We start from the raw sequence: 22,663 nt of genomic DNA on the forward strand, positions 1-22,663 counted from the left end.
GTTTTGTTTCGCGTTCAGGACGGTGCGGTAGGGCAACCTACCTGATTTCAGCGGTTTCGAAACTCGTCCCAAGCATTTGTTCGGGCATGATCTTTTGCGAAAACCGAGCATCGCTTTTCGTGATCACCCTCTAACACGGCTCACCAGGCCGGAAAAGCAGCCGATTTGCCCGGCAGCGCAGTTGCATTGGCAACGTTACCGACTATATTCCGGCCAAATTTGGCGGGGCCGCCTTGCGGCTGTTTTTCAAAGTTCAGGAGTACCTCGATGTTCGTGACACCGGCATACGCCCAAGGCATCGGCGGGGACTCGTCCGCAATGTTTATCCAGATCGTGCCGTTTGCTCTGATTTTCGTGATCATGTATTTTCTGATCATCCGGCCGCAGCGCACGCAGCTGAAGAAGCGCGGCGAGATGCTGGCGGCGGTTCGCCGCGGCGACACCGTTGTCACCGGCGGCGGCTTGGTCGGCAAGGTTACCAAGGTGATCGACGACAACGAGCTCGAGATCGACCTTGGCGGCGGCACCAAGGTGACGGCGCTGCGCTCGACGCTTGCCGACGTGCGCGTCAAGGGCGAGCCGGTGGCGAACCAGAACGCCAAGAAATAACCGAATTGTCGGCGGAACGATCCGCCAGTACGCCCTGACGGACGACGCCATATGCTTTATTTTTCGCGCTTCAAGATGATCCTGATCTGGCTGGCCGTGGCCGCCACAGTGGTCCTCGCTGCGCCCAACCTTTTTTCCGCCAGCACGCTGGCCAAGCTGCCCGACTGGGTGCCGAAGCGGCAGATGACGCTTGGCCTCGACCTGCAGGGCGGCTCGCATATCCTGCTCAGGATGGATCCGAACGATCTGATCAAAGATCGGCTGGAGACGACGCGCGACGAAATCAGGACGCTGCTGCGCGATGCCAAGATCGGCTATACCGGCCTTGCCGGAACGGGCCGCACGGTGCAGGTCCGCATCACCGATCCCGCACAGATCGAGGCTGCCAAGAAGGCGTTGAAGACGTTGACCGATCCGGTGGCGGCCGGCTTGTTCAGCGGCGGCTCGATCCAGGAGATGACGCTGGATGATTCCGAGCCCGGCCTGCTCAAGTTCACCGTCACCGATGCGGGCATCAAATATCGTACTTCGGCAGCGCTGACGCAGTCGATCGAGGTCGTCGGCCGCCGCGTCAATGAACTCGGCACGACCGAGCCGATCGTGCAGCGGCAAGGTGACGACCGCATCCTGGTGCAGGTGCCGGGTCTCCAAGACCCGCAACGGCTGAAGGAAATTCTTGGCCAGACCGCCAAGCTGACCTTCCAGATGGTCGACCAATCGATGCCGGTGCAGGACGCGCTGAACGGCCGTCCGCCGCCGGGATCGTCGGTGCTGTATTCGCAGGACGACCCGCCGGTTCCGTATCTGATCGAGAACCGCGTCATCGTTTCGGGTGAAAACCTCGTCGATGCCCAGGCGACGTTCAACTCCCAGAACAACGAGCCGGTTGTTTCGTTTCGCTTCGATTCGAAAGGGGCGCAGCGGTTCGGCCAGGCGACATCACAGAACGTCGGCAAGTTGTTTGCCATCATCCTCGACAATCAGGTGATTTCGGCACCGCAGATCCGCGAACCGATCCCCGGCGGCACCGGCCAGATATCGGGGAATTTCACCGCTGAGAGCGCCAACGACCTCGCCGTGCTGCTGCGCGCCGGCGCCTTGCCGGCGACGCTGACGGTGATCGAGGAGCGCACGGTGGGCCCTGGCCTCGGACAGGATTCCATTCATGCCGGCAAAGTCGCCGGCATCATCGGTTCGATCCTGGTTGTGGCGTTCATGTTCGTCGCCTACGGCTTCTTCGGCTTCCTCGCCAACATCGCGCTGGCGGTGCATGTGGCGATGATCGTCGGGCTGCTGTCGCTGCTTGGAGCGACGCTGACCTTGCCCGGTATCGCCGGTATCGTGCTGACCATCGGCATGGCGGTCGATTCCAACGTGCTGATCTATGAACGCATCCGCGAGGAGCGACGTGCCGGCCGCTCGGTCATCCAGGCGATCGATACCGGTTTCAGCAAGGCGCTGGCCACAATCGTCGATTCCAACGTCACCTCGCTGATCGCGACCGTGGTGCTGTTCTATCTCGGCACCGGGCCGGTGAAGGGCTTTGCCGTCACCTATGCCATCGGCATCCTGACCACGGTCTTCACCGCCTTCACCTTCACCCGCCTGCTGGTGTCGATCTGGCTTCGCCGGGCCCGTCCGAAGGAGTTGCCGCGGGCGCCTGTGACTTTCGTTCCGCCCGGAACGAAAATTCCGTTTATGGGCATCCGCCGCTGGACGTTCACGCTGTCCAGCGTGCTTTCAGTCCTGTCGGTCGTCGGGTTCATGACCATCGACATCAATTACGGCATCGATTTCAAGGGCGGCTCGCTGATCGAGGTGCAGTCCAAGACCGGCAATGCCGATCTGGCCGACATCCGCGGCAGGCTGACGGAACTCAATATCGGTGAGGTGCAGGTTCAGCAGTTCGGCGAGCCGAACGACGTGCTGATCCGCGTCGGTACGCAGGAGGGCGGCGAGAATGCCGAGCAGACCGTCATCGACAAGGTGCGCGGCGAACTGCAAGACCAGTACGATTTCCGCCGCGTCGAAGTGGTGGGGCCGACGGTCTCGGGCGAGCTTGCCAAGCAAGGCACCATCGCCATGCTTGTCGCGCTGCTCGGCATCCTGATCTATGTCTGGTTCCGCTTCGAATGGCAGTTCGCGGTCGGCGCCATCGTTGCGACCGTGCATGACGTGGTCATGACGATCGGCTTCTTCGTCATTACCGGCCTGGAATTCAACCAGTCGTCGCTGGCGGCGATCCTCACCATCATCGGTTATTCGCTCAACGATACGATCGTCGTCTATGACCGTGTTCGCGAGGATCTGCGAAAATACAAGCGAATGCCGCTGCCGCAATTGCTGAACAACGCCATCAACGAGACGCTGTCGAGGACGACGCTGACCTCGGTGACGACGATCCTGGCGCTGCTGGCGCTAGTGCTGTTCGGCGGCGAGGTGATCCGCTCGTTCACCATGGCGATGCTGTTCGGCGTCGTGTTCGGCACCTATTCGTCGATCTTTATCGCCGCGCCACTGCTTATCCTGTTCAAGCTGCGGCCGCAGGCCACAGCATCCGATGAGGAAAAGCCGGTGGGCGGCGGCAAAGCCATAGCCACCTGACGGCTTGCCGCAAAAGTGGCCAAGGGCATCGTCATCCGCGAGGCGCATTTCCCCGGCCGCGCACCGATCGAGGCTTACGGCAATGGCGGTTTCCGCTTTGCCGACATGTCGCACCGCGGCTCGCTGCTGTGCCTGCCTTCTGGCATCTATGGCTGGGAGCCGGCCGATCCGCTGGCGCTGACGGCAGCGGATTTCACCAAGCTGTTCAACGAGGCCGACAAGGTCGAGATCCTGCTGGTCGGCAGCGGCAAGGATCTGAGGCCATTGCCGGCGGCGTTGCGTGCTGCGCTGAAGGATGCCGGCATTTCCGCCGATCCGATGTCGACCGGGGCGGCAGTGCGGACCTATAACGTGCTGCTGGCTGAAGACCGCGCCGTGGCCGCAGCACTCATCGCCGTCGACTGACGTGGCCGAAAACACCAAAGCCGTCATGGAGACGGTGCGCGCCGCCGATCATGACCGCTATCTCGCCGCGCTCTACGCGCCCGAAGACAAGCGGGACGCGGTGTTTTCGCTCTATGCCTTCAACGCCGAAATTGCCGGCATACGCGATCGCATCCGCGAAGCGCTGCCGGGTGAAGTCCGGCTGCAATGGTGGCGAGACGTCATCGCCGCCGAAGAGGATCGCGCTAAGGTCGGCCATCCCGTGGCCGACGCGCTGAGGGCGACTATTTCCGCTCACCGCCTGCCCAAGGCCGCTTTCGACAATATGCTCGAAGCGCGCGTCTTCGATCTCTATGACGACCCGATGCCGTCGCGCACCGATCTCGAAGGCTATTGCGGCGAGACTGCCGCCGCGCTCATCCAGCTTGCGGCGATGGTGCTCGATCCGGTCGAAGCACCGCGCTTTGCCGAACTTGCCGGCAGGGCAGGTTGTGCGCAGGCGATGACCGGTCTCCTGCTTCTGCTGCCGCTGCATCGTAAGCGGGGACAGTGCTTCGTTCCGGCCGACATTCTGGCTGCGGCGGGATCGTCGCCGCAAGAGTTCGCTACAGGTGACGGCGGGCCGGGCGCGGAACGCGCCGTTCCCGCGATGATCGCGCTGGCACGCGAGCATCTCTCAGCTTTCGAGCAGGGGGCGTCCGCCCTGCCGATTTCACTGCGTCCGGCGTTTCTGCCGCTGGCGCTGACGGGCGCCTATCTCGGCAAGATGGACGGCTCCCGCCATTCACCGCTTGATGGCGCGGTGCGGCTTTCGGCCTTGCACCGGCATTGGCTCTTGTTCCGGCGCGCAACGCGGGGCTGGCCGGTCGCATAAAGGCTGCCGCGTAGCCAACCCGACCGTCATTCCGCAGCTTCCGCCTGCGCCGGCAGCCCGAGCCATTCGCGGCAGTCGGCGAGCGCGCGCGATGTCACCGCGTGCCGCTTGGCGACCGTCTTGTCCTTGCCGCGCAGTCGCTTGCCTTCGATCTTTGGCGCGTCCACGGGCGGGAACAGGCCGAAATTGACGTTCATCGGCTGGAAAGAGCGCTTTCCCGGCTCGTCGTCGGAGACAATATGGCCGCCGGTGATGTGGTTGAGCAGCGCGCCGAAAGCGGTGGTCAACGGCGGCAGCGACGGCGCATGGCCAAGCCTTTCGGCGGCGGCGAAACGCCCGGCGAGCAGGCCGATGGCGGCACTCTCGACATAGCCCTCACAGCCGGTGATCTGGCCGGCAAAACGCAAGCCGGGCCGCGACTTCAACTGCAGCGAAGCGTCGAGCAGCGTCGGCGAATTGATGTAGGTGTTGCGGTGCAGGCCGCCGAGGCGGGCGAACTCGGCGTTTTCCAGCCCGGGAATGGTGCGGAAAATGCGCACCTGCTCGGCGTGCTTCAGCTTGGTCTGGAAGCCGACCATGTTGTAGAGCGTGCCCAGTGCGTTGTCCTGGCGAAGCTGGACGACGGCATAGGCCTTTACAGACGGATTGTGTGCATTGGTCAGCCCCATCGGCTTCATCGGCCCGTAACGCAATGTCTCGATGCCACGCTCGGCCATCACCTCGATCGGCAGGCAGCCGTCGAAATAGGGCGTGCCTTCCCATTGCTTGAATTCGGTTTTCTGGCCGTCGACCAGCGCCTGCACGAAGGCAAGGTACTGCTCCTTGTCCATCGGGCAGTTGATGTAATCCTTGCCGGTGCCGCCGGGGCCGACCTTGTCGTAGCGCGACTGGAACCAGCAGATATCCATGTCGATCGTGTCGAAATGGACGATCGGCGCGATGGCGTCGAAGAAGGCGAGCGCGTCGGCGCCGGTTGCTTCCGCGATCGACTGGGCGAGCGAAGGGGCGGTCAGCGGGCCGGTGGCGACGATCGCCTGGTCCCAGTCCGCCGGCGGCAGGCCAGGCACTTCCTCGCGCCGGATGGTGATGAGTGGGTGCGCTTCGAGCTTTCTGGTGACCGCTTCGGAAAATCCGTCGCGGTCGACGGCCAGCGCACCGCCGGCCGGCACCTGGTGCGCGTCGCCGGCGCTCATGATCAGCGAACCGGCGAGCCGCATTTCGGCATGCAGCAGGCCGACGGCATTGGCTTGCGCATCGTCGGAGCGGAAGGAATTGGAACAGACGAGCTCGGCCAGCCCGTCGGTCTTGTGCGCATCGGTGCGGCGGACGGGACGCATTTCATGCAGGATAACCGGAATGCCGGCTTCGGCCGCCTGCCAAGCAGCTTCGGAGCCGGCGAGACCGCCACCGATGACGTGAATGGGATTTGTGTTCATGAGCGCCGGAATAATCCCTTGGCGCGGCGATTGCAATTACACGAATCAGCCGCGCTGTTGCCGCCAGGCGCTGCAATCGTCTACTATCGCGAATGGGTGGGAGTCTCGGGGTCTTTGCCAGAGCGACTTTTCTGACAGTCGTGTTCGCCGTGGGCGGATCAGCAGCGGCGGGCGGACCGGCCGCGACGGCTTCCAAGCGGATCCCCATATGTCATGGTTACGGTTGCAACTATCGCACCATGCTGGCGCTTGGCCCCAGTGACGGTGAGCGTTTCCGCTCTATCCTGCGTGCTGGCGCGGGTTCGCCCCAGGCCGAGCGTTCCGCTATTTCGAAGGCCGTCCGCTATTTCGAACAACGCATTTTCCAGGCCATCGGCGTCCGCGACCAGCCGCAGTCGAAATTCGGTGCATCGCGCGTCAGGGGCCAGATGGATTGTGTCGACGAATCGACCAATACGCATGCGTTGCTGGTCTATCTTGCCGAGCGAAAACTGCTCAGGTTTCATAAGGTCGAGGACAAGGCGTCGCGAGGCCTGTTTGTCGACGGGCGCTATCCGCATTGGACGGCGGTGATCAGCGACCGCGGCGGTACAGAATGGGTGGTGGATTCCTGGTATGCGCCGATGGGCGGCGCGCCGGATATTTTTCCGCTGAGCCAGTGGAAGAAGCGAGGCGTGCTGAAGAGCGGCGCGCTGGACTGACGACGGGGACGTCCCGCCAAAACGGCTCCCCGGGGCGTTTCGCGCCTGAAAACAACAACACCCGCCGGGGGAGGAGGTCCGGCGGGTGTCGTTTTGTTGGCCGATCCTCGGGAGGAGGTGAAGATCGACCGTATTCGTCATCGCCGGGGAGGAGGTCGGCTTTGACGAAATTCCTTTCGCCATTTGAAAGGGCGCGAAACCCTTCTTAGAAACAACGCCCGCCGGGGGAGGAGGTCCGGCGGGCGCCGTTTTTGTGGTCAACCCTCGGGAGGAGGTGAAGGCCGACCGTATCCGTCAGGGTCGGGGAGGAGGTCGACCCTGGCGAAATTCTGCTGGTTAGATCGCCCTGCGAGCGACCATCTTGATCTCGTCGCGGACGATGCCGAGATCATTGAGCTGACGGTTTGACAGGCGACCCAGCTCGGTAACTGTCTCGCGGTAGACGCGCCAGTTACGATAGTTGCGGATCAGGTTCATTGTCGTTCTCTTTCAAAACTGGTTCGGACCATTTGCGGTCCGAAAGGATTAGACCGCCTTGCGGGCGACGTAGTGGATGTCGCCGCGGCTGATGCCGAGGTCGGTCAGTTCACGGGTGCTCAGGCGGCTCAGCTCAGAAACGGTGTCCCGGTAGCGGCGCCAGTTGCGATAGTTGCGGATCAGGTTCATGGTATTCTCGTTTCGTCTTTCTTTCGGATCATTCCGTCTTGTGTGCACCGTGAAGATAAGAGGGGTCATATCGATTTAAAAGCGCTATTGGTGCATGGCAGCAATGCAAATTGTGCATTGCAGCATTAACGCGCGTCCAGTTTTCTGCCCAGATCGGAAAATGCCGTTAGGTCAAACGCTTGGGCGGACGAGCTAAAAGGGCTAAACAAAGGGGGAGGGGCATGGCGGGCTATTCGTCACGGGTCAGGTTGGATATCGCACGATGGCAGCAGGCCGGCCTGATCGACGCGCCGACAGCCGACGTGCTGACGCGCGACGTCGAGGCCAACGAACGCAAATCGCTGAGCTTCGGCTCGATCCTGGCGATGATGGCGGCACTGTTGTTCGGCGCGGCCATCCTGATCTTCATCGCCGCCAACTGGGAAGTCATCCCGCGGCTGGTACGGGTCGCAGCACTCTTTGCCGTTATCCTTGCCGGCTATGTCGGCGGCGCGGTGCTGAAAATGCGTGACCATGCGGCGATCGGCGAAGCGCTGTGGATCGTCGCGGCAGCAGCGTTCGGCGGATCGATCGCGCTGATCGGCCAGATGTACCATTTGTCTGGCGACGAGGCCTCCGCCGTGGTCACCTGGGGCGCCGGCACGGCGCTGGCGGCGGTGGCACTGCGCTCGAACCCGCTGACCGTCGCTGCCGTCGGCATCGCCGATGCCTGGTTGTTCCTGAAAGGCTTCGAGTATCGCGCGGAATTCCCGCATCTCTTCGTCGTCATGGCGCTGGTGCTGTTTGCCGTTTCGTTCTGGACGCGCAGCCAGGCGGCGCGCCACCTGATCATCCTGTCGGTGCTGTTCTATCTCGTGCTCCTGGTGACGCGGTACGACACGCTGCCAGTCGCCATTCCGCTCGTTGTCGCGTCGGTGCTGCTTTTTATCGCCGCGATCTTTGCTGCCGGGCCGGTCGACAGGATCTTGCAACTGGGTGGCAGGCTGCCCATGCACGCGCTGATCGGCTTTCTCACCGGCCTGGCGATGATCCAGTTCGAACTGGCGGATGAAAGCAGCTACAGCAGCGGCTTCGCCATTGCCTCGGCTGTTGCGCTGGCCGGCATCGTCGCGGCGATCGTGCTGGGCGGCCGGGAGAGCCGGGGACTGCGCTGGGTTGCCTATGCGGGCTTCGCCTTCGAACTCGCCATCATCTATGTGGTGATGCTGCAATCAATGCTCGACACGGCAGGCTTCTTTCTTGCGGCGGCGGTGGCTCTCGCCGTTCTTGCTTTCATTATCATCCGCATAGAAAAGCGCATGAACGCCCCGGACATGACAGGAGCGGCAGCATGATGACCGGCAAAAGACTGATCATCTCGGCGCTGGTCCTGGCGCTTGTCCAGATCGGCTTCCTGAGCTGGATCATCGCCGGACGCGCGGCGATCCTGCGCGACGGCAAGCAGGTACTGCTCAGGGTTGAGCCGATCGATCCGCGCGATCTCCTGCGCGGTGACTATATTTCGCTTGGCTACGAGATTTCGCGCATACCGGTGAAGCTGATCGGCAACATTCCAGCCGGCAAGCTGGCGAGTGACGACACGCCGATCGTGGTCAGGCTGAAGCCGGGCGCCGACGGCTATTGGGGTCCGACCGCGGCTTGGTTCGGGCAAGCGCCGGTGCCGGCAGCGTCCGGTGAAGCCGATATCGTCGGACACGTCTCCGAGGGCTCGGATCTCAGCGCAGCCACGACGATCGCGCCGGATTACGGCATCGAGCGCTTCTATTTGCCCGAAGGCGAGGGGATGGCGATCCAGAACGACATGCGGGTGCGGCCGTTCGGCATCCGCGTCGCGATCGCGGCCAACGGCACGGCGCAGATCAAGGCGCTGGTGGACGGCGACAAGACGCTGTTCGAGGAGCCGCTCTATTGAAGCGCGGAAGAATCTAGGTGTCGGCGCTCGGGGGATCGAAATGGTGCGCCATAGTGGCGCCTGTCCTCCTCCGCCAAGGCTTCGGAGGGCACTCCTTCGTCTAACGAGCTTCGAGCAGCCTGCCACCCGAAGCTCGAAGAGCGAAGGGTGGTGCGGATGAAGGGACTCGAACCCCCACGCCTTTCGGCACTGGAACCTAAATCCAGGGCGTCTACCAATTCCGCCACATCCGCATTGCCCGGCCAATCCCATGTAGCCATCATTCTGTCAATGTCAGAGCCCACATCGGCATCATTGGCCGGAATGCAAAGATGGTTGAAAATCAGCGTCGCCTGTGACAAAAGGCGGGTCGAATGTGACGGGACGCGACGATCCGCTTCTGCAGAATGTGATAAGAAGTAGGAAAAACAAAGACTTATTCACATTTTGGAGCGTATTTCTGGAGGATTTGTGCCGCGTTGGGCGGACAAATCGCCAAGTCCCGCACCAAAAGCCATTCCCGGCAAGATCATACCGGCAGGCTGTGAACGGCAGGGGCCGTTTGGCGGCCTCATTGGTGGAAACAAAGGTTTTATGATGCAGGTCACCGAAACGCTCAACTCAGGTCTCAAGCGCGAGATCAAGATCACCGTGCCGGCCGGTGACATGGAAGCCAAGCTGATGGCGCGGCTCTCCGATGCCAGGAACAAGGTCCGCATCAACGGCTTTCGCCCCGGCAAGGTGCCGGTGCAGCATCTGCGCAAAGTCTACGGCAAATCGTTCATGGCCGAAGTGGTCAACGAGATCCTCAACGACTCGACCCGTTCGATCATCACCGGGCGCGGCGAAAAGGCTGCCATGCAGCCCGAAGTGATCATGACCGAGGACGAGAAGGAAGCCGAGAAGATCCTGGCTGGTGGCGCAGATTTCGAGTTCCGCCTGAACTACGAGGTCATTCCGCCGATCGAGATCAAGGATTTCTCCGACATCAAGGTGACGCGTCAGGTATTCGAAGTGCCTGATGAGGAGATCGACGAGCAGGTCAAGCGTGTCGCCGAGTCGGCGCGCACTTACGAGCCGAAGACCGGCAAGGCCGCCGAGGGCGACCGCGTGACCCTCGATTATGTCGGCAAGATCGACGGCGAAGCCTTCGGCGGCGGCGCCGGCACCGATCAGCCGCTGGTGCTCGGCTCGAAGGAATTCATCCCTGGCTTCGAGGACCAGCTGGTCGGCAGCAAGGCCGGCGACGAGAAGCAGGTCACGGTTACCTTCCCGGAAAACTACCAGGCGGCGCATCTGGCCGGCAAGGAAGCCACTTTCGACGTGACCGTCAAGGACGTGTCGAAGCCCGGCGAACTTGAGATCAACGACGAGATGGCCAAAAACCTCGGCCTGGAGTCGCTGGAGCGCCTGCGCGAGGTGGTGCGCGGTCAGATCGAAAATCAGTTCGGCTCGATGACGCGCCAGAAGGTCAAGCGCCAGTTGCTCGACCAGCTCGACGCCGCCTACTCGTTCGAGGCGCCGTCCAAGCTCGTCGAGGCCGAGTTCAACAACATCTGGAACCAGGTCAACCGCGATCTCGAAGCCGCCGGGCGCACCTTTGCCGACGAAGAGACGACGGAAGAGGAAGCGCGTGCCGAATATATGCGGCTTGCCGAGCGCCGCGTGCGTCTCGGCCTGGTTCTCGCCGAAATCGGCGAGAAGGCGGGCGTCACGGTGACGGACGAGGAATTGCAGCGCGGCCTGTTCGAGCAGGTGCGTCGCTATCCGGCCAACCAGCAGCAGGAGGCCTTCGAATTCTATCGCAACAATCCCGAAGCGCTGAATACGTTGCGCGCGCCGATGTTCGAAGAGAAGGTGGTCGACCATCTGCTTGGCCAGATCTCGGTCACCGACGTCAAGGTCAGCAAGGAAGAGCTGCTGGCCGACGACGAGGATACGGAGACGACCAAGGCCAAGCCGGCGAAGAAGGCGGCTGCGAAAAAAGCCGACACCAAGAAGGCCGACGACGACGCTGAAGAGCCCAAGAAGAAGGCTGCGCCGAAGAAAAAGGCCGCCAAGGACGCTGAATAACGTCCCTGCTGAATTCCAAAAGGCCGCCTTCTCGAGGCGGCCTTTTTCGTTGTGGCGCAGGCGCAACGGATTTCACGCATCTGGCGGTCGAGGTGGCGATACGAAGCTTTGATGATTATCTGCGCTGGGTTGCGGATCGCAGCGGTTGTTGGAGGCATCGTTGAGACAGTTCTTCGGTATCGGAAGCGTGGTCGCGGCGGCGTTCCTGCTTGCGTCGGTCTACGGCATCGCCCAGGCTGACACGGTTCTCGACAACTGGCGGTTCGACAAGACCAGCGACGGTCTGGTCACCGCCTCGCTTTACGCTACCAACAAGCTCATCACCGGCGGCGGCGCATTGAGCTACAGCCCGGTATTGACGATTGCCTGCCGGACCGCCGGCGAACCGCGTTGGAGCGAATGGCTGCAGCTGAGCGATACTGTTTCCGCCAGCCGAACCATCGCCATGTCGGTGACTGTCGACCAATCCGGCAAGCTCAACGAAAGCTGGTCGGTCGGCCCGCGCAGCAGGATGCTGGTGCGCGACGGTGCCGACGGCATCAGGCGACTGATTTCCGCGGACCGGCTGCTGCTGTCCTGGCGGTTCGGGCTGCTGTCGGGGCGCGGCAAAGCCGAGTTTGACCTCGCCGGAGTTGAAGAGGCGGTCGGCCGGATCGCCACCACCTGCAACACCAAATTGCCTTGAGCAGATTGTCCGCATGAAACCTTTGCATGGCCGAACTCTACCTGCCGGCCGGGTTCCGTGGTATGTAGGTGCCGCAACTCCAGGCAGTGGATATCCGTTCTGCCATTCAAGAGCGCATGCCAGCGGACTAGATGTCGGCCTGTGCAGGTCAGCCAGGGCAAATTGGCGATCAGGGAGGAAATGCCATGCGTGCCATTGTGTTTTTTATCATCATGTCGGTCGCGACCGTCATCGCCGGCCCCTCGTGGGCTCAGGATGCCGCGGCGGGTGAGAAGGTCTTCGCCAAATGCAAGGTCTGCCACGTCGCGGACAAGGATCAGAACAAGGTCGGTCCGTCGTTGAACGGCGTCATCGGCCGAACGGCCGGCACGCATCCGGGGTTCAGCTATTCCAAGGCGATGACCGAGGCCGGCAAGTCCGGCGTCAAATGGGACGAAGCCACACTGACGAGCTACCTTCGCGATCCCAAGGCGATGGTCAAAGGAACGAAGATGGCGTTTCCCGGCCTCAAGAAAGACGAGGACATCGTCAATGTCATTGCCTATCTGAAGCAATTCTCCAAATAACGCGGCTCTTCCGCCGGATCTTGGTATCGCAAACAGGTCGAGGCATAGCCTCGGCCGCAATCTGCCGGCAGTGTCGGTGGGGAGGGCGGCTTGTTGCAAAAAAGACATTGGCCGGCTAGGCTGCCGTTCCCATCGGTGGTCGTCTGAATGTCGACTGAAGAAAGCCGTCTCAAGGATACCGGCATCCGCCTCTCGGAGGCGACGGCGTGTGATTTCCTTGCGCTTTTGAAACCACGGGTCATGGCGCTTGCCGTGTTTACTGCGTTCGTCGGCCTGATGATGGCGCCCGGCGTAATGAATCCAGTTATCGCCGTAATCGCCATCGGCGCAATTGCGGTCGGAGCAGGAGCCGCCGGCGCGCTCAATATGTGGTACGACGCAGACATAGACGCCTTGATGTCTCGCACGTCCAAGCGACCAATTCCGTCAGGCCGCGTCACGCCTGGCGAAGCTCTCGGCTTCGGTCTGGTGCTTTCCGCACTGTCGGTCATGACGCTCGGCGTGCTGGTGGGGTGGCTTGCCGCATCGTTGTTGGCGTTCACTATCTTTTTCTATGTCGTTATCTACACAATGTGGCTGAAGCGCTCGACGCCACAAAATATCGTCATAGGCGGCGCGGCAGGCGCCCTTCCTCCAGTGATCGGGTGGGCGGCTGCAACCGGCGCAATCGGCATCGAAAGTGTCATTCTGTTTCTGATCATTTTCCTCTGGACGCCGCCTCATTTCTGGGCGCTGGCCCTTTTCAAGGTCGGCGACTATGCCGCGGCGGGCATCCCGATGATGCCGAATGTGGCCGGCCAGCACTCGACCAGAAAACAAATCTTCGCCTATTCGCTGGTCTTGGCGCCAATCGGCGTGCTTCCTTGGGCCTTCGGCTTCGCGAGCGGATACTACGGCACTGCTTCAGCAGCGTTGGGCGCAGGGTTCATTTGGCACGCCTGGAAGGTCCTCGTCGCCGACAAGGAGATGAAGCCGGCAAAGGCGCTGTTTGCGTATTCGATTGTCTATCTTTTCGCGATCTTCGCGGCGCTGCTTGCCGACACCATTGTAATGCGAGTGGTCGCGTCAGCCGGCTATTGAGCCCGGCTCAAAACATCACGTTGGCAGAGCACAAAATCCCAGCAACAGCAGAATAACGACGCCAAGGCCGAGTATGAGAACTGTCCTTCCATCCATGACCTTCACCTTCGTCTAGAAGAGCATATCGAAGAACGGCATCCAGAGCTAGTCGGGCTACCCGGGACCTCTTACCCCCGGGGGCCTTCGTACAAAGCGCGACAAGTCCCCCGCATGAGAGTATATTGATCATGGTGCAGGTCGCGGTTTGCGTGGCCAATCACGCAGAACGGCAGCACCGTAAAACGCGACCTTACCGGACCCGGTCTGGAGGAATGGTCATGGCAAGCTTTCACGTGATAGCAGGCGCCAGCGAGACGCTGGAACACACCAGAATTCGAAAAATCGGTGTCTCCGATCTTTTTGATGCGCTCAGGCGTGGCGTCGATGATTTCATGGTCAAGCCGTCGCACATCGTTTTTCTCTGCCTGATCTACCCGCTTGCGGGGGTCGTGCTTGCTGTCTGGACATCAGGCAACAACACGCTGCCATTGTTGTTTCCGCTTGTGTCCGGCTTTGCGCTAATTGGTCCGTTCGCGGCGATCGGCCTCTATGAGATCAGCCGGCGACGGGAAGCTGGGCTCGACGCATCGTGGAGGCACGCCTTTGAGGTCAGAAGTTCTCCGGCGCTGCCGGCTATCGCGGCGGTCGGCATCATGCTGCTTGCGATATTCATCGCCTGGCTTTTGACGGCCCAGATATTTTACCAGACCGTGTTCGGCCCGGCGCCGCCGCAATCGCTGTCCAGCTTCATCAGTGAAATATTCGCCACGGGACGCGGCTGGACACTCATCATCCTGGGTCACGCCATCGGCTTTGTGTTCGCCGCGGTTGTGTTGTGCACCACGGTCGTCGCATTCCCGTTGTTGCTCGACCGCGATGTCGGCGCCTACGAAGCCATCCACACCTCGGTGCGCGTTGTCCTGGCCAACCCGATCGTGATGGCGGTGTGGGGCCTTATTGTCGCCGTCGCCCTGATCATCGGCTCGCTGCCAGTGTTCGCCGGGTTGGCGGTCGTGCTGCCGATCCTTGGTCATGCCACCTGGCATGTCTATCGGAAAGTTGTCGAATCGCCGCCGGCTACCAGACCGTGAGCTGAAAAACCTGTCCTCCGCACCGAGCGCCGGTGCGGGGAGGGTGGGGCAGAGCTTTCAATAGGCCGGGTGGCTGAAACGGGCCTGGCGCGCGTCTTTTGTCAGGTCGCGGAAATCCTTGCCGCTCACATGCACCAGCGTCCTATGGTCGCCGCCCTCGAAATAGATTTCGGGAGCGTCGCCGAGGCTTTCATCGAGGACCACCGGCACATCATAGGCAGCGCCGATCGGCGGCACAGCGCCGACATCGCAATCGCCGAACAACGAGACCACCTCGTCTTCGGAGGCAAGTCCAAGAGGCTTGTCCATAACATCCTGCAATGTCGCGAGTTCTATCCTGTGCGTGCTTGGAACCACGGCCAGCGCGTAGCCACGGTCGTGGTGAACGACCACCGATTTGGCCATTATGCTGCCAGGCACATGTGCCGCAATGGCGGATTGTCTGCTTGTCGCCGTGCGGTGATGCTCGACGGTGTCGTAGGAAATGCCTTTCTTATCGATGAAGTCCTTCAGTCTGTTTGCGATGGTCATCTTGGGCGCCCCTTGCTGGTGTTCGCGACGCATGTGGAAACGCCGGCATCGCCTGTCGTTTCCGATACCAACAGAAATGGTCCAGCCGTAGATTGTTTCAAGGCGAAGGCTCCAGAACAGGACGGCCTGGATCCGGATTGCATGTCAGGGCCCGGCCCCGAAAAACGCCATTCGGGTGAGAAGGGTGTAGTCCGCTTCGAAGACCATCAGCGTCACGAATACCAGCACCAGCACCGGCGGCAGGATGATTGCATATGTCAGCGCCAGCCGTTCCCAGGCCATGTGCATGAAGATGGCGACGATCAGCCCTGCCTTGAGGATCATGAAGATCAGGATCAGCGACCATCTGAGATAGCCGTGGAGCCCGAAATAGTCGACCAGATAGGAGCAGGTGCTGAGGATGAACAGCCACGCCCAGACCACCAGGTAGAGCTTGATCGGGTGCTCCTGATGAACCTCCGTAGGGGTAACGCTGGTCGCCGTCGCATCATGCGTACGGGCGCTGTCGAGCGTGTGTTGTCCAAGGCCATTTGCGGTTGCTTCAGCCATGTCCTGCCTCTCACCAAAGATAGAAAAATGCGAAAATGAACACCCAGACCAGGTCGACGAAATGCCAGTAGAGCCCCATGATTTCGACGTTTTCGTAGCGGCCCCTCCGGCTGGTGAAGAAGCCGGGCCGTCCGACGTCGTAGTCCCCGCGCCAGACCTTTCGCGCCACGATGATCAGGAAAATCACCCCGATCGACACATGTGTGCCGTGGAAGCCGGTGATCATGAAAAAGGATGCGCCGAACTGTGCAGCGCCCCACGGATTGCCCCAAGGCCGCACGCCCTCGGTGATCAGCTTGGTCCATTCGAAGGCTTGCATGCCGACGAAGGTCGCGCCGAGTGCCGCGGTCAAAAGCATCAGGACTGCCGTCTTGCGGCGGTCGCGGCGGTAGCCGAAATTCACCGCCATGGCCATCGTTCCGCTGCTCGAGATCAGGACGAAGGTCATGATGGCGATAAGGATCAATGGAATGTCGGAGCCGCCGATGCGCAGGGCAAAGACCTCGCTCGGATTGGGCCACGGCACGCGTGTGGAGATACGGTCGGTCATGTAGGAGAGCAGGAAGCAGCCGAAGATGAACGTGTCGCTGAGCAGGAAGATCCACATCATGGCCTTGCCCCAAGACACGTTTTTGAACGCCCGCTGATCCGAGGACCAGTCGGCGGCGATGCCTTGCCAGCCTGCGGGCCGCGGCCCCGTTCGGCCGATGTGGGTCAGTGTCGTCTCAGCCATCCGCCCGTTCCTCCTAGGTCAGCAACCCTCGGCAAATGTCGATTAAAGTCGAAGCCCAGCCGGCCAGAAGAGCGAAGATGGCGAGCCAGACGAAAAGCAGGAAATGCCAGTACATGGCGCACAGCTCGACGCTCAGGCGAAGCCGCTGCGGCCGCGCACCGTTCCAGGCACCGACGGTCGTTCTGCCCAGGCCGACCAGCCCTCCCAGTATATGCAGCCCATGCATTCCCGTTAGCAGGTAGAAGAAGCTGTTGGCCGGATTGGACGCCAGAAAATAGCCATCCGCGCTCAGTTCCCGCCATGCCATAAGCTGTCCAACCAGGAAGGCGAGCGCCGTGAGTCCAGCGGTGGCGAGGCCGAGCCTGACCATGTCCACTTGACCCTTGCGCGCCGCGAGCGAAGCGCACTGCATGGCAATGCTGCTCAAGACCAGTACGCCGGTATTAAGCCAGAGCAGAGGCGGGATGGGCAGCGGCTGCCAATCCGACAGCGCCATGCGCATGAAGTAAGCACTGGTGAACAGCGCGAACAGGCAGCCGACGACGGCAAGGAAGACGCCGAGACCGATCTTTGCGGTCGGAAGCGCCGATCGGTCCAGGGCGACAAAATCCCCGACCAAACCTTGCTCGAGCCACGGCCTCGTCATTAGCCGCTGATGCGAGAGCCACCACCCAGCAATGCCGGCGATCACGAGCAGGAAAACCAGAATGACGCTCATGCCGGCTCCCTGGAAGGTCCGAAGGAGCCCGGAACGTTTTGCGGTATGAAGTCCTCCTTGGCGCCCGGTACGCTGTAGTCATAGGCCCAGCGATAGACGATCGGCAGATCCTTGCCGAAATTGCCATGGCCCGGCGGTGTTTCGGCCGTCTGCCACTCGAGCGTCGTTGCCCGCCACGGATTGCCACCAGCCTCACGGCCATGGCGGATGCTCCAGATGAGATTGAACAGAAACACGATCTGGGCAAAACCGACGATAAAAGCCATGATGCTGATAAACGAGTTGAGGTGGTGGGCCGATTCCGTCATCACCGTCATATCGGTCAATTCGTTGTAGCGCCGCGGCACGCCCATCAAGCCGAGATAGTGCATGGGAAAGAAGATCAGATAGGCGCCAAGGAAGGTGACCCAGAAATGGAACCGGCCCAGCGTCTCGTTCAGCATCCGACCGGTGACCTTCGGATACCAGTGATAGATCGCGCCGAAGATTACGATGATCGGGGCGACCCCCATGACCATATGGAAATGGGCGACGACGAACATCGTGTCCGACAGCGGAACGTCGACGACGACATTGCCGAGGAATAGCCCAGTCAACCCGCCATTGACGAAGGTGACGATGAAGGCCAGGGCAAAAAGCATCGGTATGGTGAGGTGGATGTCGCCACGCCACAGCGTCAGCACCCAGTTGTAGACCTTGATGGCTGTTGGAACCGCGATGATCAATGTCGTGGTGGCGAAGAAAAAGCCGAAATAGGGATGCATGCCGCTGACATACATGTGGTGCGCCCAGACCACGAAGCTCAGTGCGCCAATGCCGACGATGGCCCAGACCATCATGCGGTAGCCGAAGATGTTCTTGCGCGCATGGGTGCTGATCAGGTCGGAGACGATGCCGAAGGCCGGAAGCGCCACGATGTAGACCTCGGGGTGGCCGAAGAACCAGAACAGATGCTGGAACAGGATCGGGCTGCCGCCGCCATGCTGCAATTGTTCGCCCATCTCGACGATCGCCGGCATGAAGAAGCTGGTGCCGAGCGCCCGGTCGAGCAGCATCATCACGCAGGCGACGAACAGTGCCGGGAAGGCGAGCAGCGCCATGACGGTGGCGGTGAAAATACCCCAGACGGTGAGCGGAAGGCGCATCAGTGTCATGCCGCGCGTGCGGCCCTGTAGCACCGTCACGACATAGTTCAAGCCGCCCATGGTGAAGCCGATGATGAACAGGATCAGCGAGACGAGCATCAGGATGATGCCCCAGTCCTGGCCGCCTGGCGTACCGGTCATGATCGCCTGCGGCGGATAGAGCGTCCAGCCGGCACCTGTCGGTCCGCCGGGGGCAAAGAAGCTCGACACGAGGACCAGCACGGCCAGGAGATAGATCCAGTAGCTCAGCATGTTGACATAGGGAAAGACCATGTCGCGAGCGCCAACCATCAGCGGGATCAGATAGTTGCCGAAGCCGCCCAGGAAGAGTGCGGTGAGCAGGTAGATCACCATGATCATGCCGTGCATGGTGATGAACTGGTAGTAGGCTTCCGGTGTGATGAAGTCGAACGTGCCGGGGAAGCCGAGCTGCAGCCGCATCAGCCAGGACAACACCAGCGCCACCATGCCGATCGCCGTCGCCGTCGCCGAATACTGGATGGCGATGACCTTGGCATCCTGCGAGAAAACGTATTTCGTCCACCAGCTGTGCGGATGGTAAAGTTCCATTTCCGCGACTTCGGCCGGCGGTACCGCATCTGCAGGTGTGATATCGACCATAGGAACACCTCCGTGCCCTTTTCGGCCATGCCCGACAGTTCGGGCCTGCCGCAATCTTTTCAATGCCGACGGCGCGCCGTCGTTCCGGCGTCTAGTCTGCCGAACCGATCTGCTGCGGCGCGGACAGCTGCGCAAAAGTCTGCTGCTGGCCGAGCCACGCCAGATAATCTTCCTGCGTATCGACCATGACCACGCCATGCATCATCGGATGCCCTTGGCCGCAAAGTTCGGCACACAGGACCTGGAAGGTTCCGGTCTTGGTCGGAGTGAACCAGAAATAGGTGACCGAGCCCGGGATCATGTCCATCTTGGCGCGGAATTCCGGCACATAGAAATCGTGCAGCACATCGATCGAGCGGAGCAGCATCTTGACCGGTTTGCCAACCGGCAGATGCAGGTCGGCCGCTTCGACCACGACGTCGTCCTGGCCGTTGGCATCAGCGGCGATGACGCCGAGCGGATTTTCAGCGTTGACGTCGCGAGTGTCGGATGTGCCGAGCTTGCCGTCCTTGCCGGGCAGGCGGAAACTCCATTGCCATTGCTGGCCGACGACTTCGACCTCGGTTGCGTCGCTTGGGACATTGACGAAGCGGCTCCAGACGAACAGGCCGGGAACCAGCAAAGCCGTGACACCGACGGCAGTGACGACCGTCAGCCAGGATTCGAGCCGCCTGTTCTCAGGTTCATATGCCGCCTGATTGCCTTCCCGATGACGGAAGCGGAAGACGCAATAGGCCATGAAAAGAACCACGGCGGCGAAGACGACGCCGGTGATCCAGAAAGTTATGATGATGGTGTTGTCGATATAGTCCCAGTTCGAGGCAATCGGCGTCCACCACCATGGGCTCAGGAAGTGGAACAACACCGAGCCCACGACTATCAGAACGAGTACAAGCGCAACGGCCATGTCCCGGTTCCTCCCGGTATTCCAAGCGGCGCAAAGCCGTCCCGGGAAATACCAAGTGCATCATAACTTGATTTGCGATGAAAATTCTAGAGCCGGCTGTGGGAAGGGCAAAAATACCATTTCTCGGTGCTGGCGGTCCTTCGGTTCGGCGGTGATCAGCGGTAGCGCGCGGCAAACATCGTCAGCGTCGAGTAAACGGCAATGGCGAGCATGCCGAATGTGCCCGGCAGAATCACCGGAACGGCGATCGTCGGGGATCGTCGCGCGCAGGGTTCGATCCCCTGCTCGACCGACAGCTCGACGAAGGGAGTGGAGCCCCTTTATTGGCCGGCAGATGTCACCCGCCAAACTGTGTTGCCGACGTCGTCGGCGATGAGCAGGGCCCCGGTTTTGTCGACGGCCAGGCCGACAGGCCGGCCGCGCGCCTTGTTGTCTTTGTCCAGGAAGTCAGTCACCACGTCGGTAGCGGCGCCACTCGGATGGCCGCCGCTGAATGGTACGAACACCACCTTGTAGCCATTGAAGCGCGTGCGGTTCCAGCTCCCGTGCTCGCCAACGAAGGCGCCGCCGCGATATGCGTCGGGAAGGGAGGTTGCCGTGTAGAAGGCCAATCCCAGAGGGGCGACGTGGGAGCTCAGCGCATAATCCGGAACGATCGCTTTAGCGACCAGGTCCGGACGCTGGGGCATGACGCGCGGATCGAGATGCTGGCCGTAATAGCTGTATGGCCACCCGTAGAAGCCGCCGTCCTTTACCGACGTCAGATAATCCGGCACGAGATTGGGGCCGAGCTCGTCGCGCTCATTGATCACGGCCCAGAGCGCCCCGGTCTGCGGCTCCCAGCTCAGGCCATTCGGATTGCGCAAACCGCTGGCGAAAATGCGCGACCTGCCGGTAGCCCTGTCCACCTGCCAGATCGCGGCGCGGTCCTTCTCCGCCTCGATGCCGTTCTCGGCCACGTTGCTGTTCGAGCCGATGCCGACATAGAGCAGCGAGCCGTCCGGGCTTGCCACTAGGCTCTTCGTCCAATGGTGGTCGATCGGGCCGCCGGGCAGGGCGGTGAGCGGCGTTCCGGGCGCGGTGATCTTGGTGTCGCCGGTGGTGTAGGGATAGCGAACAATGGAATCAGTGTTGGCAACGTAGAGATCGCTTCCCACCAGTGCCACGCCGAAGGGCGAGCTCAGGTGGTCGAGGAAGACGCTGGTCAGCTCGGGCTTGCCATCGCCATCGGCGTCGCGCAGCAAGGTGATGCGGTTGCTTGGGCCGCTGTCGCCGCCCGAAGTGACCCACGATTCGATCCAGCCCATCACCAAATCCTTGGGCCGTTTGATCGGTTCGCCGCCCGGCGCCTTGGACTCGACCACCAGGACGTCGCCATTGGGCAGCACATAAAGTGAGCGCGGATGCTGCAAGCCGTTGGCAAAAGCCTGGATCTGCAGCCCCTGCGCAGCGGTCGGCTTTTCGTCGTTCTTCCACCCGACCACGGAAGCGAGATGCATGGGCGGGAAGAAGTATTGGATCGGCTCGGGCAGGTTTGGATTCGGCCCTATCTGACTGCCGGGATCCGGGTCGTTGCCGCTGCACGCTGCAAGAGTGATCGCCGCAGTGCAAGTAAGGATGGACGCCGCGATGCGCCCGGCCTGTCTGATGGAGCTCGCTACGCGCATCAATCCGCCACTCCGACGTGATGCCGGTACACCATGGACCAGCCCAGCCAACCAGTGAAGATGAGGATGAGCACGACAACCGCCGAGAGGATCAAGCCGGTGGGAACGATGGAGGTCCATGCATCGCGGGTGTGCACGAGCATGTTGATCACGGACAACACCAGCGCCAGCAGATTACCGAGCACGTGCGGCCAGGCAGGGGGCTGTGCCCTTATCAGCGGATTAGCCAGAAAATCGATCAACCCCACGATCGCTGCAAGGCAGCCCATGATCACGCCGACGGTAACCAGCCAAGCAGAGAAGTCCGCCCACATCATTTCCGCTGTTCGCCAATAGGCCAGATCCGTCAGCAAGGTGCCGACGAAGCAGGCGATCGGAAACGGCACGAGCATCGGATGAATGGGATGTCCCGCAATCCTGGCCGTCGAACGCGGATTGTCACCGACCATAATGCGCAATCCTTCTCAGATCTCGTCCAAACAAACTGCCATCCGGCCTCTGGGCGGCTGTTGCCGAGAGGCCGGCAGACGAACCATCGATCCGTCAGGCCCAAAAGGGCGCTGGCTGGCTGCGCCTGTTAGGCGGCGGACTGGGTCGGCGGGTTCTGGTACATCATCCAGAGCTCGATCGCGGCCAGGACGGCAACCAGAATGCCGATCACGACATGCACGGTCATCGCCGTGGTCGCCTGGAATCCAAGCACCCAGGGCGATACGAGAACCCACAGTCCGACGACTAGGTTCACCCACTCTTCCCAGACGGCAAATGCCGCGAGAGCGGCAATCGAAAGCACGACAATCAAGATTCCGCTGCCGAGGGCGTTCTGCGTCTGCGGGCCTGCCGCAAAGGCGAAGATCCAGGGAGAGAAGAACAGAATTGCCCCAAGGATCAGGTTGGCTACGTCACAGAGCCTGGCGTTTGTCCACTGGTTCATGGCATCCTCCATAGGGAGCGTTTATGGCTCCCGAGTTCGGCAAGGTGGTGCCTGAGTCCGGCGAGATGCGCCCGAAGCCGCTCACTCCGTGTTACGGCAGTGCCCTTGCCCGGCCGGAGTTCCGCATCTGGCGGTACTCCAGCCAAATCCGGCTATCTA

At 61.4% G+C, this 22,663-nt stretch carries 25 protein-coding genes and 1 tRNA gene; 12 read left to right on the forward strand and 14 right to left on the reverse strand.

What is annotated here, in order from left to right; genetic code table 11:
- Positions 1-140: 140 nt before the first annotated feature.
- The gene (locus tag NKH43_RS24835; RefSeq protein WP_210164500.1) at positions 141-362 is read right to left on the reverse strand and encodes a hypothetical protein; all 222 of its coding nucleotides are present in this window, start codon (positions 360-362) and stop codon (positions 141-143) included.
- Between NKH43_RS24835 and yajC the strand changes: the two genes are divergently transcribed.
- Genes yajC through NKH43_RS24855 form a run of 4 tightly spaced genes read left to right on the forward strand, consistent with a single transcriptional unit; the run spans position 268 to position 4,471 of the window.
- Positions 268-609 (forward strand): preprotein translocase subunit YajC, encoded by a 342-nt coding sequence (gene yajC, locus NKH43_RS24840; protein ID WP_023678921.1) that lies wholly within the window; start codon positions 268-270, stop codon positions 607-609. The two genes, NKH43_RS24835 and yajC, sit on opposite strands and share 95 nt — an antisense overlap.
- A 51-nt stretch (positions 610-660) precedes the next feature.
- Entirely contained in the window at positions 661-3,213 is a 2,553-nt protein-coding gene (gene secDF / locus NKH43_RS24845) for a protein translocase subunit SecDF (protein WP_352586940.1), read from the forward strand.
- 15 nt (positions 3,214-3,228) lie between these two features.
- The gene (locus NKH43_RS24850; protein ID WP_023720178.1) at positions 3,229-3,618 is read left to right on the forward strand and encodes an Mth938-like domain-containing protein; all 390 of its coding nucleotides are present in this window, start codon (positions 3,229-3,231) and stop codon (positions 3,616-3,618) included.
- A 25-nt stretch (positions 3,619-3,643) separates the two neighbouring features.
- On the forward strand, positions 3,644-4,471 hold the full coding sequence (locus NKH43_RS24855) for a phytoene/squalene synthase family protein (protein WP_502906507.1): 828 nt from the start codon (positions 3,644-3,646) through the stop codon (positions 4,469-4,471).
- Positions 4,472-4,497: 26 nt separating this feature from the next.
- Here the strand turns inward: NKH43_RS24855 and trmFO are convergent, their stop codons facing one another.
- Entirely contained in the window at positions 4,498-5,907 is a 1,410-nt protein-coding gene (gene trmFO / locus NKH43_RS24860; protein ID WP_352860270.1) for a methylenetetrahydrofolate--tRNA-(uracil(54)-C(5))-methyltransferase (FADH(2)-oxidizing) TrmFO, read from the reverse strand.
- 239 nt (positions 5,908-6,146) lie between these two features.
- Between trmFO and NKH43_RS24865 the strand changes: the two genes are divergently transcribed.
- Complete coding sequence (locus NKH43_RS24865) at positions 6,147-6,608, forward strand: hypothetical protein (RefSeq protein WP_352860272.1); 462 nt, start codon at positions 6,147-6,149, stop codon at positions 6,606-6,608.
- A gap of 336 nt (positions 6,609-6,944) precedes the next feature.
- On the opposite strand, the gene NKH43_RS24870 is transcribed toward NKH43_RS24865, so the two are convergent.
- Both NKH43_RS24870 and NKH43_RS24875 read right to left on the reverse strand, forming a co-directional pair.
- Positions 6,945-7,085: a DUF1127 domain-containing protein gene (locus NKH43_RS24870; protein ID WP_023678914.1), complete on the reverse strand. Its 141-nt coding sequence runs from the start codon at positions 7,083-7,085 to the stop codon at positions 6,945-6,947.
- 48 nt (positions 7,086-7,133) lie between these two features.
- Positions 7,134-7,274 (reverse strand): DUF1127 domain-containing protein, encoded by a 141-nt coding sequence (locus tag NKH43_RS24875; protein ID WP_023720174.1) that lies wholly within the window; start codon positions 7,272-7,274, stop codon positions 7,134-7,136.
- Positions 7,275-7,495: 221 nt separating this feature from the next.
- Between NKH43_RS24875 and NKH43_RS24880 the strand changes: the two genes are divergently transcribed.
- Positions 7,496-8,608 (forward strand): DUF2157 domain-containing protein, encoded by a 1,113-nt coding sequence (locus tag NKH43_RS24880; RefSeq protein WP_352860274.1) that lies wholly within the window; start codon positions 7,496-7,498, stop codon positions 8,606-8,608.
- The gene (locus NKH43_RS24885; RefSeq protein ID WP_352844236.1) at positions 8,605-9,186 is read left to right on the forward strand and encodes a GDYXXLXY domain-containing protein; all 582 of its coding nucleotides are present in this window, start codon (positions 8,605-8,607) and stop codon (positions 9,184-9,186) included. The genes NKH43_RS24880 and NKH43_RS24885 overlap by 4 nt, the downstream gene beginning before the upstream one ends.
- A gap of 148 nt (positions 9,187-9,334) precedes the next feature.
- On the opposite strand, the gene NKH43_RS24890 is transcribed toward NKH43_RS24885, so the two are convergent.
- Positions 9,335-9,419 (reverse strand) — tRNA-Leu (locus NKH43_RS24890).
- Between the two features lie 343 nt (positions 9,420-9,762).
- Here NKH43_RS24890 and tig point away from each other — a divergent pair.
- The 5 genes from tig (at position 9,763) to NKH43_RS24915 (ending at position 14,699) form a co-directional block, all read left to right on the forward strand.
- The gene (tig, locus tag NKH43_RS24895) at positions 9,763-11,238 is read left to right on the forward strand and encodes a trigger factor (protein WP_023720171.1); all 1,476 of its coding nucleotides are present in this window, start codon (positions 9,763-9,765) and stop codon (positions 11,236-11,238) included.
- Positions 11,239-11,398: 160 nt separating this feature from the next.
- Positions 11,399-11,923 carry a hypothetical protein gene (locus NKH43_RS24900; protein ID WP_352482143.1) on the forward strand — a complete coding sequence of 175 codons (525 nt, stop codon included), beginning with the start codon at positions 11,399-11,401 and terminating at the stop codon, positions 11,921-11,923.
- Positions 11,924-12,135: 212 nt separating this feature from the next.
- Positions 12,136-12,489: a c-type cytochrome gene (locus NKH43_RS24905; RefSeq protein WP_502896297.1), complete on the forward strand. Its 354-nt coding sequence runs from the start codon at positions 12,136-12,138 to the stop codon at positions 12,487-12,489.
- 147 nt (positions 12,490-12,636) lie between these two features.
- A complete protein-coding gene (locus NKH43_RS24910; RefSeq protein WP_023720168.1) occupies positions 12,637-13,569 on the forward strand; it encodes a heme o synthase in 933 nt (310 codons plus the stop codon).
- Positions 13,570-13,886: 317 nt separating this feature from the next.
- Positions 13,887-14,699 carry a DUF2189 domain-containing protein gene (locus NKH43_RS24915; protein ID WP_023720167.1) on the forward strand — a complete coding sequence of 271 codons (813 nt, stop codon included), beginning with the start codon at positions 13,887-13,889 and terminating at the stop codon, positions 14,697-14,699.
- A gap of 57 nt (positions 14,700-14,756) precedes the next feature.
- Here NKH43_RS24915 and NKH43_RS24920 read toward each other — a convergent pair whose 3' ends face one another.
- The 9 genes from NKH43_RS24920 to NKH43_RS24960 form a co-directional block, all read right to left on the reverse strand.
- Entirely contained in the window at positions 14,757-15,230 is a 474-nt protein-coding gene (locus tag NKH43_RS24920; protein WP_023720166.1) for an aminoacyl-tRNA deacylase, read from the reverse strand.
- A gap of 144 nt (positions 15,231-15,374) precedes the next feature.
- On the reverse strand, positions 15,375-15,779 hold the full coding sequence (locus NKH43_RS24925) for a cytochrome C oxidase subunit IV family protein (RefSeq protein ID WP_023720165.1): 405 nt from the start codon (positions 15,777-15,779) through the stop codon (positions 15,375-15,377).
- A gap of 10 nt (positions 15,780-15,789) precedes the next feature.
- Complete coding sequence (locus tag NKH43_RS24930) at positions 15,790-16,512, reverse strand: heme-copper oxidase subunit III family protein (protein WP_352482147.1); 723 nt, start codon at positions 16,510-16,512, stop codon at positions 15,790-15,792.
- 13 nt (positions 16,513-16,525) lie between these two features.
- Positions 16,526-17,230, reverse strand: a complete 705-nt coding sequence (locus NKH43_RS24935; protein WP_352482148.1) for a cytochrome c oxidase subunit 3 — start codon at positions 17,228-17,230, stop codon at positions 16,526-16,528.
- Positions 17,227-18,996 carry a cytochrome c oxidase subunit I gene (ctaD, locus tag NKH43_RS24940; RefSeq protein ID WP_023720163.1) on the reverse strand — a complete coding sequence of 590 codons (1,770 nt, stop codon included), beginning with the start codon at positions 18,994-18,996 and terminating at the stop codon, positions 17,227-17,229. Before ctaD ends, NKH43_RS24935 begins: the two co-directional genes overlap by 4 nt.
- Before the next feature lie 91 nt (positions 18,997-19,087).
- On the reverse strand, positions 19,088-19,903 hold the full coding sequence (coxB, locus tag NKH43_RS24945; RefSeq protein ID WP_352860277.1) for a cytochrome c oxidase subunit II: 816 nt from the start codon (positions 19,901-19,903) through the stop codon (positions 19,088-19,090).
- Between the two features lie 320 nt (positions 19,904-20,223).
- Entirely contained in the window at positions 20,224-21,570 is a 1,347-nt protein-coding gene (locus NKH43_RS24950; protein WP_352860279.1) for a PQQ-dependent sugar dehydrogenase, read from the reverse strand.
- The gene (locus NKH43_RS24955; RefSeq protein ID WP_023720160.1) at positions 21,570-22,019 is read right to left on the reverse strand and encodes a DUF2231 domain-containing protein; all 450 of its coding nucleotides are present in this window, start codon (positions 22,017-22,019) and stop codon (positions 21,570-21,572) included. The genes NKH43_RS24950 and NKH43_RS24955 overlap by 1 nt, the downstream gene beginning before the upstream one ends.
- A 128-nt stretch (positions 22,020-22,147) precedes the next feature.
- Positions 22,148-22,504: an SPW repeat protein gene (locus NKH43_RS24960; RefSeq protein WP_051409696.1), complete on the reverse strand. Its 357-nt coding sequence runs from the start codon at positions 22,502-22,504 to the stop codon at positions 22,148-22,150.
- Positions 22,505-22,663: the final 159 nt, after the last annotated feature.

The sequence above is a fragment of the Mesorhizobium sp. M1163 genome, from assembly GCF_040318415.1.
Taxonomy (GTDB): domain Bacteria; phylum Pseudomonadota; class Alphaproteobacteria; order Rhizobiales; family Rhizobiaceae; genus Mesorhizobium.

What these genes read in the sequence shown, in the direction of transcription:
- NKH43_RS24935 (WP_352482148.1), bottom strand. Translation starts at nt 17,230, where the DNA reads ATGAGCGTCATTCTGGTTTTCCTGCTCGTGATCGCCGGCATTGCTGGG.
- NKH43_RS24885 (WP_352844236.1), top strand. Translation starts at nt 8,605, where the DNA reads ATGATGACCGGCAAAAGACTGATCATCTCGGCGCTGGTCCTGGCGCTT.
- NKH43_RS24930 (WP_352482147.1), bottom strand. Translation starts at nt 16,512, where the DNA reads ATGGCTGAGACGACACTGACCCACATCGGCCGAACGGGGCCGCGGCCC.
- ctaD (WP_023720163.1), bottom strand. Translation starts at nt 18,996, where the DNA reads ATGGTCGATATCACACCTGCAGATGCGGTACCGCCGGCCGAAGTCGCG.
- NKH43_RS24960 (WP_051409696.1), bottom strand. Translation starts at nt 22,504, where the DNA reads ATGAACCAGTGGACAAACGCCAGGCTCTGTGACGTAGCCAACCTGATC.
- NKH43_RS24865 (WP_352860272.1), top strand. Translation starts at nt 6,147, where the DNA reads ATGCTGGCGCTTGGCCCCAGTGACGGTGAGCGTTTCCGCTCTATCCTG.
- NKH43_RS24955 (WP_023720160.1), bottom strand. Translation starts at nt 22,019, where the DNA reads ATGGTCGGTGACAATCCGCGTTCGACGGCCAGGATTGCGGGACATCCC.
- tig (WP_023720171.1), top strand. Translation starts at nt 9,763, where the DNA reads ATGCAGGTCACCGAAACGCTCAACTCAGGTCTCAAGCGCGAGATCAAG.
- trmFO (WP_352860270.1), bottom strand. Translation starts at nt 5,907, where the DNA reads ATGAACACAAATCCCATTCACGTCATCGGTGGCGGTCTCGCCGGCTCC.
- secDF (WP_352586940.1), top strand. Translation starts at nt 661, where the DNA reads ATGCTTTATTTTTCGCGCTTCAAGATGATCCTGATCTGGCTGGCCGTG.
- NKH43_RS24875 (WP_023720174.1), bottom strand. Translation starts at nt 7,274, where the DNA reads ATGAACCTGATCCGCAACTATCGCAACTGGCGCCGCTACCGGGACACC.
- yajC (WP_023678921.1), top strand. Translation starts at nt 268, where the DNA reads ATGTTCGTGACACCGGCATACGCCCAAGGCATCGGCGGGGACTCGTCC.
- coxB (WP_352860277.1), bottom strand. Translation starts at nt 19,903, where the DNA reads ATGGCCGTTGCGCTTGTACTCGTTCTGATAGTCGTGGGCTCGGTGTTG.
- NKH43_RS24880 (WP_352860274.1), top strand. Translation starts at nt 7,496, where the DNA reads ATGGCGGGCTATTCGTCACGGGTCAGGTTGGATATCGCACGATGGCAG.
- NKH43_RS24870 (WP_023678914.1), bottom strand. Translation starts at nt 7,085, where the DNA reads ATGAACCTGATCCGCAACTATCGTAACTGGCGCGTCTACCGCGAGACA.
- NKH43_RS24835 (WP_210164500.1), bottom strand. Translation starts at nt 362, where the DNA reads ATGATCACGAAAATCAGAGCAAACGGCACGATCTGGATAAACATTGCG.
- NKH43_RS24915 (WP_023720167.1), top strand. Translation starts at nt 13,887, where the DNA reads ATGGCAAGCTTTCACGTGATAGCAGGCGCCAGCGAGACGCTGGAACAC.
- NKH43_RS24910 (WP_023720168.1), top strand. Translation starts at nt 12,637, where the DNA reads ATGTCGACTGAAGAAAGCCGTCTCAAGGATACCGGCATCCGCCTCTCG.
- NKH43_RS24905 (WP_502896297.1), top strand. Translation starts at nt 12,136, where the DNA reads ATGTCGGTCGCGACCGTCATCGCCGGCCCCTCGTGGGCTCAGGATGCC.
- NKH43_RS24855 (WP_502906507.1), top strand. Translation starts at nt 3,644, where the DNA reads ATGGAGACGGTGCGCGCCGCCGATCATGACCGCTATCTCGCCGCGCTC.
- NKH43_RS24920 (WP_023720166.1), bottom strand. Translation starts at nt 15,230, where the DNA reads ATGACCATCGCAAACAGACTGAAGGACTTCATCGATAAGAAAGGCATT.
- NKH43_RS24950 (WP_352860279.1), bottom strand. Translation starts at nt 21,570, where the DNA reads ATGCGCGTAGCGAGCTCCATCAGACAGGCCGGGCGCATCGCGGCGTCC.
- NKH43_RS24925 (WP_023720165.1), bottom strand. Translation starts at nt 15,779, where the DNA reads ATGGCTGAAGCAACCGCAAATGGCCTTGGACAACACACGCTCGACAGC.